Below are 15,754 nucleotides of genomic sequence, written 5' to 3'. Positions count from 1 at the left end.
ATCCGTGGCGCCAATTAAAAGCGACCGTTGAAATCAAGTTGCCGCGAAAGCAGAAAAAGTGAACGCCAGGGCAGAGGCTGCGATCATCAGAATCAGCTGCAGGTAGAGCGCTTTTGCCACCCCGATACGAATAGCCAAGCGTTGATAAAAATGTTCTCGATGCGCCTCCCACCAACGCTGCCCGCTAGCCATTCGCCGCAACAATGTAATACTGGCATCCACCCAAAAAGGGCTAAAAACAATGATTGGAAACCATAACTCAAAGGCCCCTCTCTGCCATCCAAATAAGCTTAAGGTAAACGCCGCCAAGCCAATGCACGTCGACCCTGCATCTCCCAAGAAAATTTGCGCAGGAGGCCAGTTAAAGCGCAAGAAAATTAATGCGCACACAACGAATAAGACACACACCCCTGCCAACTCCCAGTCTTCCACCAAGAGGAATGCCAGACAAAGAGATGAGAAGCCGATCACGGTCATACTGCCAGCAAATCCATCTATACCATCCATAAAGTTGTATAGATTGATCATCCAGGCCCCGCCCAACACAAAAAGGGGAAGCCACCACCACTCCAGCCCTATAGGTAGCGCAAGGACAACCATCAAAGCAGCAATCAACTGGAAAGCTAAACGTACCTTCGCCGCCACATGCCTAATATCATCCATGGCAGATACGGCAAGGAGCAACACAAAAGACATATAAACCGGTAACGGGAGGGAAGCAGGCCCTACAGCTATGCCCAGTCCGCAGCCCGCCAACAGTGCCCATCCGCCTGTGCGCGGAATTGGAGCGCTGTGCATTGAACGGTGATTAGGAACATCTAAAGCCAAATTTCGCATGCGCAACAGCAAGACAAGCGTCACGCCATAACTCAGAGCCCCTCCAACTAGCAAGGGAAGCCACCAAGCTGACATCGGATCCACTAAACCTCTCTCCTCAATGCTCTACGATTGGCGTGAGATAGCGCCAACACTAAAAACTCAAATAAGTGCTGACGCCAAATTCACAGCTGAGGGGGTGATAGAACCCTCTCTCTAACCCGATTAAGCAAATAGGTAGACATAGACCCCTTACCCACTCAGCAAAGAAGACCTTAATCCACCGCTAGTCAGAAGCAGCTACAACCGAATGCGCTCACGATTCTTATCCAGGGTGGCCGCCCCAATCCCTTTGACATTTAGAAGCTGATCCAAGGATGTAAAGGGTCCATATTGTTCCCGATACTCGATAATCAACTGCGCCTTAGCCTCACCAACTCCAAGAAGCTTGCCAGCAAGCTCCTCAGCAGATGCACTGTTTACATTGACCTCAAAGGCAACTTGCTGCTCACTCTCAGCTCCATCGGCAAATACTACTGATGAGGAAAGAAATGAAAGTGCAATAGCTAACAGCAAAGAAAGTAATGAATGAGTTTTAATCATGTTCGACTCCCAGTGAAAGGGTTCTAGTTTCACATTGGGACAGCTCTACCTCCCCAAGCCGGGACATGATACCAACAGGTCAAACAACACTTTGCCCGAGGGCTATTACACTACATCACACCCGGTCTAGGCAAACAAACCTTAATTTCCTGCAATTTCAGTCAATATATCTTGAAGGGCGACCATGGGGTTCTTTGCTGCAGTAATAGGTCGACCTATCACCAAGAGGTCAGCACCTTGATCCAGCGCCTCAGAAGGGGTGAGAGTCCGTCGCTGATCGCCGGCATCACTGCCCGCAGGACGAATTCCCGGAGTCACCAGCTCAAAGTCGGGGCCGCAAGCCGCTTTTAACGCTTCAGCCTCACGGGCAGAGCAGACCACGCCATCGAGACCACAAGACTGTGCTTGTGTAGCCAGATTTAGCACCTGCTCCTGAAGCGGTTTAGCAACCCCAGTGGCAGCCAGCTCTTCCGGGGTGGTACTGGTCAATACAGTAACTCCAATCAACAATGGCTTGCGAGCACCAAATTCACTCAGAGCATCTACAGCCGCTCTCATCATGCGCTCTCCACCACTAGCATGCACATTCACCATCCAGACCCCCATGCGCGCAGCCGCCTTAACCGCCGCAGCGACAGTGTTGGGAATATCATGAAATTTCAGGTCTAGAAACACCTCAAACCCGCGGCCCACAAGGGCACGAACCAGATCGGGCCCAGCAATAGTGAAAAGCTCCTTGCCAACCTTTACCCGACAAAGCAACGGATCTAACTGGTCAGCCATGGAGAGCGCGGCATCAGCGCTGTCATAGTCAAGAGCAACAATAACTGGGGAGGAGACTTGAGACTGCAAAGAAATACCTCTTAAGGATTAGGTTATACGGTGGCCGAGGGAGCTGATCACTCACCCTCGATCCCTTTGACTGATCGGACAGAATCCCAGTGCTTACAACTGGGGCACAACCAATGCAACTGGTTACCAGAAAAACCACAGTTGCTACACCGGTAGTGTGGGCGACTAGCGATCAACTGATCGACAAGCGCTTTCAGCAGGGATAGATTTTCCCTCGATCTACCCTGCGCAGTACCTATATATAAGTCCAGAAAGCGGCCAAGCCCTCGCAAAGAAGGACGCAGAGCAAGCTGCTTTCCCATAAAAGCTGCAGCGGCAGCTTCGCTATCCTGCTCCTGAATTCTGCTAGTCAGGGCAATCAACACACTATTTGAAGGATGCTCTTTGAGAAGCGACTCAAGATAGCGGTCCAACCCCTTCCCATCATTAAGCTCCACGTAGCAGGTGACTAACAGCTCTAGAATCTCCGGGATATAGTCTGGACTTTGCTTGGGGATCCGCTGCAATACTTTAATGGCATCTCGCTGCTTGCCGAGCAAATATTCGAGTCGTGCCCACAACAGGCAAGCCCTGACCGAACTTCGATCATACCCTAAAGCCGCGTCGAGATGCTTTCGCGCACTCAAATAGTCTTTGCCGGTAATAGCCTCCTCAGCCAACTCACAGCAAAAGTGTGCCTGCACAGGAGCCCAGTCCGCTGACAGCCGCTTAAAGCGGCGGCCATGCAGTAGATTTACTGCATGAATAGCCTTAGCCCACTCTCTCTCATCCCTATAGACTTCTATCAAGTGCTCGAGGCTGGTTGCACGCAGCTCCTGTGAAGTCTCAACCAGCTCTTGTAATAGTCGCTCGGCTCTATCCAACCAACCAGCAGCAATATAGTCGCAAGCCAGCTCAAATTGGGCCTTGTGCTGGCTCTGCCTTGATAGACTAGGGCGCGCCAGCAGGTTCTGATGCACTCTAATAGCCTGGTCGTACTCCCCTCGCCTACGCAAGAGATTCCCCAAGGCCAGGTGTGTATCGAAAGTGACCGGGCTTACCTCAAGAGAATCAATAAACTTCTCAATAGTGTCATCGGGATGCTCGCTGAGCAAATAGTTGAGCCCCTGAGCATAGGAGCGGGCGAGGGATTGCTCCTGCTCACTAAAGTCAGGTTTTTTCCTGGTACCGCCTCGACCCAGCACCCAACCGATTGCAACGGCAGCCAGTAAAAAGAAGAAATAGGCTAAGTCCAGCAAGTCAGTCTCCGGTAGCCTTATGATGAACAGCCTGGAGTTCGCGCTCCATCTTTTTCAGCTGCTTGTTAAGACCTCGCACACGGCGACGCTGGGAAAAAATTGGCAAAAGGCTGGCGAGAAATCCGAGCAGGACACCCAGCAGCAACATGCAGATAAGCCAAACACCAACGCTGCCTGACTGCAATGAGTAGCCTGCAATAACCGGGGAGATTACCTGGGAGTTTTCCACCGCGAAATAGATTCCGAGAGCAACGCATACCAGGGCCAGAAGACCGAAAATAAAGTGCATCAGCCAGCGCAGAAATGACAAGGGAACCTCCACGTTCCACTAAAGGGTGACTCTAATAGCCAATAGAATTTTCTGGCGAACGGTACTGCCACTCGAGGAGCCCTGCCCCTCTGATCCCGCAAGCCCTAAGATGCAATCATACTTCGATCCCAACCACATCATGCATACTGCGATTGACTCTGTCGCGCAACTCTTTCCCCGGTTTGAAATGGGGTACATACTTACCCGCTAACGCCACAGCATCCCCCGTCTTGGGGTTACGCCCAGTGCGCGGCGCTCGGTAGTGTAGGGAAAAGCTACCAAAACCACGTATCTCAATACGCTCACCCTGCGACAGGGAGTCAGACATAGTATCCAACATCACCTTCACCGCCAGCTCTACATCCTTAACTGGCAGCTGATCCAACCTCAACGCAATCCTTTCGATCAGTTCGGACTTGGTCATGCGCTCCGCAACCTTTGTAAGTCATTGATTTTCTGGAGTAGAGCGCCAATCATCTAATAGAAAGCCGGACTGGGCAACCCCAGTCCGGCTTTCGGGTCACTCCAAGCACTAAACTTGGAGCAATGAACACTTAAAGACTATTAATCTTTGTTGCTCATCTGTGCCTTGATCAGGTCACCGATAGTAGCGGGCTGAACCTGCTCAGACTGCTTCTTGCTGTGATCCTTGATGGCTTGCTTCTCGTCGTCCTGATCTTTGGCTTTGATAGACAGGCTGATCACGCGGTTCTTGCGATCCACGCTGGTGATCTTAGCTTCTACTTCTTCGCCTTCTTTCAGAACGTTGCGAGCGTCTTCAACCTTGTCGCGGCTGATTTCAGAAGCACGCAGAATGCCTTCAACTTCATCCGCCAGGGTGATTACCGCTTGCTTAGCGTCTACTTCCTTCACGATACCATTGACGATGCTGCCGCGATCGCTAGTGGATACGTAGTCGGAGAACGGATCGGACTCCAGTTGCTTGATACCCAGAGAGATGCGCTCGCGCTCGGAATCGATGCCCAGGATAACAGTCTCGATTTCGTCGCCTTTCTTGAACTTGCGAACAGCTTCTTCGCCAGCTTCGTTCCAGGAGATATCGGACAGGTGAACCAGACCGTCGATGCTGCCGTCGAGACCGATGAAGATACCGAAGTCAGTGATGGACTTGATCTTACCGGAGATCTTGTCGCCCTTAGCGAATTTACGCGCGAAGGCATCCCACGGATTTTCCTGGCACTGCTTGATACCCAGGGAGATACGACGACGCTCTTCGTCGATATCCAGGATCATCACCTCTACCTCGTCGCCAACCTGGACAACTTTGGACGGGTGGATGTTCTTGTTGGTCCAATCCATTTCGGAAACGTGTACCAGACCCTCGACACCTTCTTCCAGCTCGGCGAAGCAGCCGTAGTCGGTCAGGTTGGTTACAACCGCCTTCACGCGGCTGTTCTCTGGGTAACGCTGCTTGATGGATACCCAAGGATCTTCACCCAGTTGCTTCAGGCCCAGGGATACACGGCTGCGCTCGCGGTCGAACTTCAGTACTTTTACTTCGATCTCGTCGCCAACGTTCACGATCTCGCTTGGATGCTTGATGCGCTTCCAAGCCATATCGGTGATGTGCAGCAGGCCGTCGATACCGCCCAGATCTACGAAAGCACCGTAGTCGGTCAGATTCTTAACGATACCTTTAATGCTCATGCCTTCTTGCAGGCTTTCCAGCAGCGCTTCACGCTCTTCAGAGGTTGCAGCTTCCATCACGGCGCGACGGGAAACCACTACGTTGTTACGTTTGGCATCCAGCTTGATAACCTTGAACTCGAGCTCTTTACCTTCCAGGTGCGCGGTGTCGCGAACCGGGCGAACATCGACCAGAGAGCCGGGCAGGAATGCGCGGATATTGGCAACATCGACAGTAAAGCCACCCTTAACCTTGCCGCTGATAACACCTTTAACCACTTCATCAGCTGCATGAGCTGCGTCGAGGATTTTCCAGGCTTCAGCGCGCTTGGCTTTTTCACGGGACAGACGGGTTTCACCGAAACCGTCTTCTACAGCTTCCAGGGCAACCTGTACTTCGTCGCCCACCTGCAGCTCAACTTCGCCTTTATCATTGGCGAACTGTGCAGCAGGGATAACGCCTTCAGACTTCAGGCCCGCGTGAACGGTTACCCAGTCTTTGTCTACGTCAATTACAACACCAGTAACAATAGCGCCCGGTGCCATTTCAACGCTTTTCAGGCTCTCTTCAAATAGATCAGCAAAGCTCTCGCTCATTACATTACCTATAGTGCTGGGTCCAGCCGTTGGTAACTGTTGAGTTTAGTCAACCGCCAGCCAAGACCCCAACCGCGATGCCAGAACGCGGGTCGGATTACAACAACGGCCGGGCAATTCTGGCAAAACCCGGCCGTTATCGTTAAAAACTATCTACTACTGACTTCGGTGGTTCAGGGCGCGATTCGCCTCTGCACCAGTGCCAGTACTTCGCTGAGAACCTCTTCAATTGTCACCCCAGTACTATCGAGCTCTATCGCATCTTTCGCAGGAGCCAGGGGTGAGGCTTTTCGGTTCATATCCTGTGCATCACGGGCACGGATGTCCTCCAGCAGGTCGCGGAGGCTAACAGAAACCCCCCTCTCCCGCAACTGAGCCTCGCGCCTTCTGGCGCGCTCTTCTGCACTGGCGGTCAAATAGACTTTGACTGGTGCATCGGGAAATACGGTCGTGCCCATATCGCGGCCATCAGCAACCAATCCAGGCTGTAGTCGAAAATCACGCTGGCGCTGCAACAGTGCGGCGCGCACCCCAGGAATGGCAGCGACAGTAGAGGCCGCCATACTCACCCGCTCCATACGAATTTCATGGCTGACTTCGCGCCCTTCCAGCAGGACCTGCAGACAACCATCACTGATCAGAAAGCGAACATCCAAATCTCTGGCAACCTGGGTCAGCGAATCCTCATCGGCCAGATCCACCCCTTTTTCCAGAGCCGCCAAAGCTGCAGCCCGATAGAGAGCACCAGAATCCAAAAGAACAAAGCCCAGCCTATCCGCCAACAACTTTGCAATAGTCCCCTTACCAGAACCACTGGGGCCATCAATTGTGACGACCGGTGGCAGCTTGTTCGTTTCATTCATATTTTTGTACAACTCAACTTCATTGTAAGCCGCGCAAACCGGCCCCTCCTTAACTCATACCTTAGGTCATGCCAACTGCAGCTTTAGACCTGCAACGACGGCCAGCTCGGCAAAATTTGGGAAGGAGGTCGCCACATTAGCGCAGTGGAGGATGCGAATTGTATCCTTTGCGCGCAACGATGCCACCGCAAAAGCCATCGCAATACGGTGATCCCCCAAACTATCCACAGTGCCGCCTGAAAATACAGCATCTTCAGGAGAACCATCGATTACAATTCCATCCGCGGTAGGCTCCGCGCTCACCCCTAAGGCAGAAAGGCCGTTAGCCATTGCCTGAATGCGATCACTCTCCTTCACACGCAACTCTTCGGCGCCGGTCAATACCGTCTGCCCCTGGGCACAAGCGGCAGCAATAAAAAGTGCGGGAAATTCATCGATAGCCAGTGGCACCTGACCCTCTGGAATGGCAATCCCCTTTAAAGGTGCATAGCGAATCCGAATATCCGCAACCGGCTCCCCCCCTACAGTACGCTTATTTAAAAGCTCTATATCGCCACCCATGGCCCGCAAGATATTGATAACCCCGTCGCGGGTGGGATTGATGCCCACATGTTCCAGCATCACATCGGCTCCCGGGGAAATAGCCGCAGCCACCATAAAGAAAGCCGCAGAGGAAATATCCGCCGGCACATCAATACGGCAAGCCTTAAGCCCCCCACTACCACGCAAGGTCGCACAGGCGCCATTTCGCTCCACCGCATAACCAAAGCCCTGCAGCATACGCTCGGTATGATCTCGAGTGGGGGCCGGTTCTTCGGTACTGGTCTCACCTTCTGCATAAAGGCCTGCTAGTAGTACCGCAGACTTCACCTGGGCACTTGCCATTGGCAACCGGTAATTGATCCCTGACAGAGGCTTGCCGCCTTTGATCAATAACGGCGGACGACCCTCAGGGCCAGTCTCAATAGCCGCGCCCATCTCTCGCAATGGGTTGGCAACTCGATTCATAGGGCGCTTAGAGAGGGACTCATCGCCGGCTAGGGTAACGTCGAAGCCCTGCCCCGCCAGCAAACCAGCAAGCAGGCGCATAGAGGTTCCGGAGTTGCCCAGATATAAGGGGCCAGGCGGTGCCTTTAAGCCATGAAGTCCCACCCCGTGTATTGTCACTCGGCCCTTGTACGGCCCCTCAATCACCACCCCCATATCGCGGAAAGCCTGCAGAGTAGCAAGGGCATCCTCCCCCTCGAGGAATCCCTCCACCTCTGTCACACCTTCAGCCAGGGAGCCCAGCATAATTGAACGGTGAGACATGGATTTATCTCCAGGAACACGGAGTTTGCCACTCACTGTGCCACCCGGCTGGGCAATAAAAGTTACTTCCTTAGCTTGCATAGGTTCTGAATACGCTTGTTTTGCCAACATTTTTGTAAAGTGATCCCGCGCCGCTTTAGCGCGGGTAAAAACTCCCATCAACGCCGAGCTATCACCGGAGGCAATGGCACTGCGCAGGGAGGAGAGGTTGAGACTGTAGAGATCGATCGACTGTAAAATGGCATCCCGGTTGGCCAACATAATGTCCCGCCACATCACCGGGTCGCTGGAGGCAATACGGGTAAAATCGCGAAAACCTCCAGCAGCATAGCGAAAGATATTTTCATTCTCGGCGTCGTGGGCCAAGGTATCCACTAGGCTGAAGGCGATTACATGAGGTAGATGACTGGTTGCAGCCAGCACCTCATCATGCTCTTCTACCGACATTGTCAGCACCTCAGATCCTGCAGCCTGCCAAGCCTGAGCCACCAAGCGCAGGCGATCGACATCGGTATCAGGAGCTGGAGTGAGGATGACACGGTGATCGCGATAAAGGTCTTCTCGTGCAGCACTGACCCCGCTCTTCTCAGAGCCAGCAATCGGGTGCCCCAGCACCAGGAAGTTCGGCACCCTGCCCCAGACCTTTTCCGCCGAGCGCTGCACACTTCCCTTAACACTGGCAGCATCGGTAACCGTTACACCTTCGGGCAGATTGTCCTTCAACTGCGCAAACACCGACTCCACCGCCAAGGTTGGCACAGCGATAAAAACCAGGTCTCCCTCCTCCAACAAGTCGAGCGCTTCCGGCAGACTGGTATAGGCACGATCGACCACGCCTAGCTTCTTTGCCTCTTCACAGACTTCCTCTTGGAGTGCGACACCGATCACCTCACGGCAGGCACTCGCCGCCTTTAGGGACAACGCGAAGCTACCGCCAATAAGGCCGACGCCAACCACCAATAAGCGACCTATATGAGACTTCTCCATCACAGAACACCGCGCGGGTAGGACCCGAGCACTTTCAGGTCCGAGGCACAGGCGCCAACCTCTTTGAGTGCCTCCGCAATATCATCTGTATTCCGGTGCCCCTTGAAATCCACGAAAAATACATAGGTCCAATTCCCAGACTGAGACGGGCGGGTTTCCACCCTGGTGAGATCGATTCCATAACGGCGAAATGGCTCCAGCAAATCGTGCAGCGCACCCGGCTCATTGCGCATAGAGACCATCAGGGAGGTTTTGTCATCACCGCTGGCGGGCACCCGCTGGGTACCAATGATTAAGAAGCGCGTAGAGTTATCCGGACGGTCCTCGATTTTCTCTGAGAGCACTTTGAGACCATATAATTCGGCAGCCATATCGCCAGCGATTGCTGCAGCGTTCCACTCCCCTTTAACACGCCTGGCCGCATCCGCATTACTGGAAACCGCCACCCTCTCCACGTTGGGGTAATGTGCATCCAGCCATTTTCGGCACTGGGCCAGACTCTGGGCATGGGAGTAAATCCGCGTGATCGATTCAGGGCGGGTCACGTCAGAAATCATTAGATGATGGTGAATTCGCAGCTCCACCTCACCACAGATACTGAGGTTGGAGTTCATAAAGTTGTCCAGGGTATGATTAATCACACCCTCGGTGGAATTTTCCACGGGCACTACACCGTAATTTACAGCACCGGCTTCCACCTCGCGAAAGACCTCATCAATGGCCGCCAGCGGACGACTCTGCGCAGAATTGCCAAAATGCTTCAGGGCCGCCTGCTGGGTAAAGGTACCTTCTGGCCCGAGATAAGCCACTTTGACCGGCTCCTCCAAAGCAAGGCAGGCAGACATAATCTCACGAAACAGCCTTGCCATTTCTTCATCCGTCAGGGGACCGTCATTGCGCTCCATAGCGCGACGCAGTACCTGCGCCTCACGCTCAGGACGATAGTAGAGCGCATCCTCACCTGTCGCTTTCTTTACTTCAGCCACTTCCAGTGCACAACTGGCTCGCTCGCTGATTAATCGCGCGATCTCTGAATCAATACTATCAATACGATTGCGCAGCTCCAGCAGGCGCTGGTCGCCTCCCACGGTTTCCTCTGTCATCCGCTTTCTACTTTCTCCTGAAGTTAATAATTGTCTGCTCTCTAGCCTTTGCGGGCCTCAAAGTCTGCCATAAAGGCCACTAATGCCACCACCGCCTCAAAAGGCACCGCGTTGTAAAGGGATGCGCGCATGCCACCCACAGAGCGATGCCCCTTCAAACTCAGCAGCCCAGCTGCTTCAGCCTCTTGTAAAAACGGTTTATCGAGGCGCTCATCGGCCAGCACAAATGGGACATTCATCCGCGAGCGACTGGACTTTTCCACCGGGCTGGAAAAGAAATCACTGCCATCGAGAAACTCATAGAGTAACGAGGATTTTTTAGCGGCCTGTTGGGCCATAGCTTCAACCCCGCCTTGCGCCTTAAGCCACTGGAAAACCAGGCCGGAAAGGTACCAGGCAAATGTGGGCGGTGTGTTATCCATTGAACCGGCATCGGCTGCCACTTTCCAGCTCAAACTGCGCGGAATATCTTTCATCGCCCGATCCAGGAGATCATCGCGCACTAAGGCGACCACAATTCCCGAGGGCCCGATATTTTTTTGCGCGCCGGCATAAATTACACCGAACTTCTCCACGTCGATCGGGCAGGAAAGGATATTTGATGACATATCCGCAACCAGAGGGCAGTCCACTTCTGGAACATAATCAAACTCGATACCGCCAATAGTCTCGTTGGGCGTGTAATGAAGATAGGCCGCACCCTCGCTCTGCTGCCAGCTATTCTGCGCTGGCACATAACTGAAATTGCGGTCCTCGCTAGTGGCGACCACATTCACATCACCATAGCGCCGGGCCTCTTTAATCGCTTTTGCGGCCCATTGTCCCGAGTGGATAAAATCTGCCTGCTTAGAGCCGGCGCCAAACAAGTTCCAGGGTATCGCGCTAAACTGCCCGGTAGCGCCCCCCTGCAGAAACAGCACCTTATAGTTATCCGGCACCTGGAGCAGATCGCGCAAGTCCTGCTCCGCGCGCTCAGCCACCTCAACAAATTCCGGCGAGCGGTGGCTAACTTCCATTACTGAACAACCCAGACCGCGCCAGTCCATCAGCTCCAACTGTGCTTGCTGTAAGACCGGTTCCGGCAGAGCCGCTGGACCAGCGCAGAAATTGTATTTCCTCATGACCTGATTTCCACAAACTAAAAATGGTTTCAAATTCAACTAGATATGCCGACGCACAAAACACCATCTTGGGAGATGGATATCACGCTTTTAAGCATTTCTTAGGGTGCCAGAGGCAAGAAAGGCCGCGATAATCGCAGCCTTTCTGTTGGTAGTTTGGGGTGGGTCACTCGGCCCCACCGTTATCTTCACCCTCTTCTTCCGTCTCCTCGATGCGCCCGAGGCCCACCAGTTTTTCACCGCTCTTGAGTCGAATGACACGCACACCCTGGGTATTGCGCCCCAGCACCGAAACCTCATCGACTCGGGTGCGCACCAGAGTACCCTGATCGGAAATTAACATCATTTCCTCACCCGGGTGGACCTGACAGGCTCCGACCAGAGCGCCGTTACGCTCGCTTTCGGCGATTGCGATAACCCCCTGGGTACCTCGACCTTTCGTGGGGAACTCGCTGATCGCGGTGCGCTTACCGTAGCCGTTTTCAGTCGCCATCATCACGGAGCCTCCCTCTTCAGGGATTACCATGGCGATCACTTCCTGCCCCTCCTGCATGCGGATACCACGCACACCGCGAGACACGCGCCCCATAGAGCGCACATTGGCTTCGGAGAAGCGGGCTGCTTTACCAGCACTAGTGAGCAGCAACACATCGCGCTCACCATCGGTTACCGCTGTAGCGACGAGACGATCGCCCTCCTCCAGCTCAATTGCGCGCAAACCAACGCTGCGCGGACGGGCAAAGGCCGTCAGTGGAGTCTTCTTCACGGTGCCATTGGCCGTGGTGAAGAAAATAAAGTGATCCTCATCGTATTCAGACACTGGCATCAGACTACTAATGCGCTCACCCTCTTCGAGGGGCAGCATATTGACCACCGGGCGGCCACGGGAGGCGCGGCCAGCAGTCGGCACTTCATAGACCTTGAGCCAATACACCTTGCCCTTGTTAGAGAAGCACAAGATAGTGTCATGGGAGTTGGCGATCAGCAGGTGCTCGACGAAGTCTTCATCTTTCACCTGAGTGGCCGACTTACCCATACCACCACGACGCTGGGCTTGGTAATCGGTCAGAGGCTGGCTCTTGGCATAGCCACCGTGGGAAATGGTCACCACCTTGTCTTCCGGGGTGATCAGATCTTCTACGGTCAAATCCTGACGGGAGGCAACAATATCGGTGCGACGCTCATCGCCAAAGTCTTTTGACAGCTGCTCCAGCTCCTCGCGAATCACTTCCATCAAGCGCTCAAAACTGCCGAGGATATGCAGATACTCAGCGATCTGCTCCAAGCGGTCCTGGTATTCCGCCAGCAGTTTGTCGTGCTCCATACCAGTGAGGCGGTGCAGGCGCAGTTCGAGAATGGCCTGAGCCTGAGCCGGGGACAAATAGTAAGCGTTATCGCGCAGGCCAAATTCTTTAGGCAGGTCATCTGGGCGGCAGGCATCGGCGCCAGCGCGCTCCAGGAACTGCTGTACGTTGCCCACCGGCCAACCCTTGGCTAGCAGCGCCTCACGGGCTTCCGCCGGCGTTGCGGAGGATTTTATCAGTTCAATGACCGGATCAATATTGGCGATAGCAATTGCCAGGCCTTCCAGAATGTGGCCGCGCTCGCGTGCTTTACGCAGTAGGTAAACCGTACGGCGGGTAACCACTTCCTGGCGGTGACGTACAAAGTGCTCAAGCAACTCTTTCAGGTTCAGCACCTTGGGCTGGCCATCAACCAGAGCTACCATATTGATGCCGAACACGCTCTCCAGCTGGGTCTGGGAATAGAGGTTATTCAGGACCACATCACCCAGCTCACCGCGCTTAAGCTCAATCACTACACGCAAGCCGTCTTTATCGGATTCATCGCGCAGCTCAGAGATACCCTCAATCTTCTTCTCTTTCACCAGCTCGGCAATTCGCTCAATCAGGCGCGCTTTGTTCAGCTGGAAGGGAATCTCAGTAATGATGATCGTTTCGCGATTGCTCTTGTCATCGCGAACAACGTCCGCCTTGGCACGCACATAGATGCGTCCGCGACCAGTGCGGTAGGCTAGCAAGATACCGGCACGGCCATTAATGGTTGCGCCAGTGGGGAAGTCCGGCCCGGGAATATGCTCCATCAAGTCATCGACAGACAGCTCGGGATTAGCGATCAGCGCCAGGCAGGCATTAACAACTTCCCCCAAATTGTGAGGAGGAATATTGGTGGCCATGCCCACGGCAATACCGGAGGAACCGTTTACCAGCAGGTTCGGTACTCGGGAAGGCAGTACCTCCGGCATCTGCTCGGAGCCATCGTAGTTGTCGACAAAATTGACCGTTTCTTTATCGAGGTCGGATAGCAGCTCGTGGGCCAGCTTATCCATGCGAATTTCGGTATAACGCATGGCGGCCGGGCTATCACCGTCGATAGAACCGAAGTTACCCTGGCCATCCACCAGTGTGTAGCGCATAGAGAACGGCTGAGCCATACGCACAATGGTGTCGTAGACCGCAGTATCTCCGTGCGGGTGATATTTACCAATCACATCGCCAACGACACGCGCTGACTTTTTATAAGGTTTGTTCCAGTCGTTTTTAAGCTCGCTCATAGCGAAGAGCACACGACGGTGTACCGGCTTGAGGCCATCGCGTACATCCGGCAGTGCGCGCCCGACGATCACGCTCATGGCGTAGTCGAGATAAGACTGCTTTAGTTCTTCTTCGATATTAATCGGAGAGATTTCTTTGGCTAATTCGCCCATGGCTTACGGCGTTCCTTTTATAGCGCGGGCATGGATACTGAGCCCGGATAAGCGGGCGATTCTAGCACAGTTTGACGCCTTTGGATGGCAGTCCCCACGCACTTCCGAGCCTCGCCTACAGCTGTTGCCGCGGGCAGACTCTGCCGCTAAAGTAAATCCCTATCTTAACCGTCGCCACTTACCTCCCATGCCCCAAGCAATAGATACCCTGATTCATGCGCGCTGGATTATTCCGGTAGTCCCCGAACAAAAAGTGTACGAGAACTGCTCACTCGCTGTTGAAGGCGGACAAATTACCGCTCTGATGCCATCGGCAGAAGCCAAGATACGCTTTAAAGCAAAGCGGGAAGTAGAACTTGGACATCACGCCCTGATTCCCGGACTGATCAATACTCACAATCACGCGCCCATGACACTATTGCGGGGTTATGCTGATGACCGCCCCCTCAAGGAGTGGCTGGAGAAACATATCTGGCCAGCGGAACAACGCTGGGTGGGGCCGGAGTTTGTCGCAGATGGCAGCCGCCACGCTATTGCTGAAATGTTGCGCTCGGGCACTACCACCTTCTCAGATCAGTACTTCTACCCAGAAGCCGTAGCAATCGCCGCTCGGGAAACCGGCATCCGCGCTCACATCGCCTTCCCGATATTAGACGTACCCACCCCTTGGAGCCGCCACGCCGAAGAGGCCTTGCACAAAGGCTTGGCACTGCGCGACAACTACCGCGCCCATGAACGCATTGAGGTGATGTTTGCACCACACGCCCCTTATACAGTTGGCGATCAGACCCTGGAAAAAATCGCCGTGTGTTCCGCCGAGGCGCAAATTCCCGTGCAGATCCATCTGCATGAGACTTACCAAGAAGTGGAAACTGCGTTGAAACAAAATGGTGAACGCCCCACCGAACGACTACAGCGGCTAGGCCTGATGAGCCCACAAACGCTCTGTGTGCACATGGTAGCAACCAATGAACGGGACATAGAGTTGTTAAAAACCAGTGGTGCGCATGTGGCCCATTGCCCATCCTCCAACCTCAAACTGGCCTCCGGCTTCTGCCCCACGGTCGAGATGCTCGACGCCGGTATCAATGTATCACTGGGCACCGATGGAGCCGCGAGTAACAATAGTCAGGACCTTTTTGCCGAGGCCAGTACCGCCGCCCTGCTCGCCAAAGCCGTAAGCGGCAAGGCCACTGCGCTTCCCGCTCACCAGGCACTGGCGATGGCCACCATCAATGGTGCCCGCGCCCTGGGAATTGAAGAGAAGACTGGCAGCCTGGAAATCGGCAAGAGCGCCGATATTGCCGCGATCGATCTATCCGGCCTCGAACAGCAACCAGTGCATGACCCTGTATCACAGTTAATTTATGCCAGCGGTGGGCACAATGTCAGCGATGTCTGGGTTGCCGGCAAACAACTGCTGGAGGAACGCCAGCTGTTGACCTTGAATGAAGCAGAGGTAATCCAGCGGGCGCAATTATGGCGTGATAGAATCGCCGGCCATTCACGCTAGGCGTAATTGGTTACGGTAATTCAACTGCTATAAGCAGCCAGTAATTAACGATTAACCGGGCATTT

Annotated in this window: 13 protein-coding genes; 1 reads left to right on the top strand and 12 read right to left on the bottom strand. The window is 54.0% G+C overall.

The genetic code is table 11. The annotated features are described in order from the left end of the window. Nucleotides 1-33: 33 nt before the first annotated feature. From ACJJIT_RS06015 to gyrA, 12 genes are all read right to left on the bottom strand, one after another. Nucleotides 34-912: an MraY family glycosyltransferase gene (locus ACJJIT_RS06015; RefSeq protein WP_444885900.1), complete on the bottom strand. Its 879-nt coding sequence runs from the start codon at nt 910-912 to the stop codon at nt 34-36. Between the two features lie 204 nt (nt 913-1,116). Further along, nucleotides 1,117-1,419, bottom strand: a complete 303-nt coding sequence (locus tag ACJJIT_RS06010; RefSeq protein WP_252082368.1) for a ComEA family DNA-binding protein — start codon at nt 1,417-1,419, stop codon at nt 1,117-1,119. A gap of 141 nt (nt 1,420-1,560) precedes the next feature. Further along, nucleotides 1,561-2,271, bottom strand: a complete 711-nt coding sequence (gene pyrF, locus ACJJIT_RS06005; protein WP_444884297.1) for an orotidine-5'-phosphate decarboxylase — start codon at nt 2,269-2,271, stop codon at nt 1,561-1,563. A gap of 47 nt (nt 2,272-2,318) precedes the next feature. After that, nucleotides 2,319-3,509 (bottom strand): lipopolysaccharide assembly protein LapB, encoded by a 1,191-nt coding sequence (gene lapB, locus ACJJIT_RS06000; RefSeq protein ID WP_444900299.1) that lies wholly within the window; start codon nt 3,507-3,509, stop codon nt 2,319-2,321. Between the two features lies 1 nt (nt 3,510). Further along, on the bottom strand, nt 3,511-3,819 hold the full coding sequence (locus tag ACJJIT_RS05995) for a lipopolysaccharide assembly protein LapA domain-containing protein (RefSeq protein ID WP_252082373.1): 309 nt from the start codon (nt 3,817-3,819) through the stop codon (nt 3,511-3,513). Nucleotides 3,820-3,934: 115 nt separating this feature from the next. After that, on the bottom strand, nt 3,935-4,243 hold the full coding sequence (ihfB, locus tag ACJJIT_RS05990; protein ID WP_252082375.1) for an integration host factor subunit beta: 309 nt from the start codon (nt 4,241-4,243) through the stop codon (nt 3,935-3,937). A gap of 140 nt (nt 4,244-4,383) precedes the next feature. Then, complete coding sequence (rpsA, locus tag ACJJIT_RS05985) at nt 4,384-6,063, bottom strand: 30S ribosomal protein S1 (RefSeq protein WP_252082377.1); 1,680 nt, start codon at nt 6,061-6,063, stop codon at nt 4,384-4,386. A gap of 173 nt (nt 6,064-6,236) precedes the next feature. After that, the gene (gene cmk, locus ACJJIT_RS05980; RefSeq protein WP_444900298.1) at nt 6,237-6,926 is read right to left on the bottom strand and encodes a (d)CMP kinase; all 690 of its coding nucleotides are present in this window, start codon (nt 6,924-6,926) and stop codon (nt 6,237-6,239) included. 66 nt (nt 6,927-6,992) lie between these two features. Further along, the gene (locus ACJJIT_RS05975; protein WP_444900297.1) at nt 6,993-9,224 is read right to left on the bottom strand and encodes a bifunctional prephenate dehydrogenase/3-phosphoshikimate 1-carboxyvinyltransferase; all 2,232 of its coding nucleotides are present in this window, start codon (nt 9,222-9,224) and stop codon (nt 6,993-6,995) included. After that, nucleotides 9,224-10,327, bottom strand: a complete 1,104-nt coding sequence (gene pheA, locus ACJJIT_RS05970) for a prephenate dehydratase (protein ID WP_252082383.1) — start codon at nt 10,325-10,327, stop codon at nt 9,224-9,226. Before pheA ends, ACJJIT_RS05975 begins: the two co-directional genes overlap by 1 nt. 41 nt (nt 10,328-10,368) lie before the next feature. Next, on the bottom strand, nt 10,369-11,448 hold the full coding sequence (gene serC / locus ACJJIT_RS05965) for a 3-phosphoserine/phosphohydroxythreonine transaminase (RefSeq protein WP_444900296.1): 1,080 nt from the start codon (nt 11,446-11,448) through the stop codon (nt 10,369-10,371). Between the two features lie 166 nt (nt 11,449-11,614). Continuing rightward, complete coding sequence (gyrA, locus tag ACJJIT_RS05960) at nt 11,615-14,176, bottom strand: DNA gyrase subunit A (RefSeq protein WP_252082387.1); 2,562 nt, start codon at nt 14,174-14,176, stop codon at nt 11,615-11,617. A 187-nt stretch (nt 14,177-14,363) separates the two neighbouring features. On the opposite strand from gyrA, the gene ACJJIT_RS05955 reads away from it, so the two are divergent. Next, entirely contained in the window at nt 14,364-15,689 is a 1,326-nt protein-coding gene (locus tag ACJJIT_RS05955; RefSeq protein WP_444900897.1) for a TRZ/ATZ family hydrolase, read from the top strand. Nucleotides 15,690-15,754 lie beyond the last annotated feature (65 nt).

The organism is Microbulbifer mixtoriginis (SeqCode), from assembly GCF_052467515.1.
This window is presented reverse-complemented; position numbering and strand designations above follow the sequence as displayed.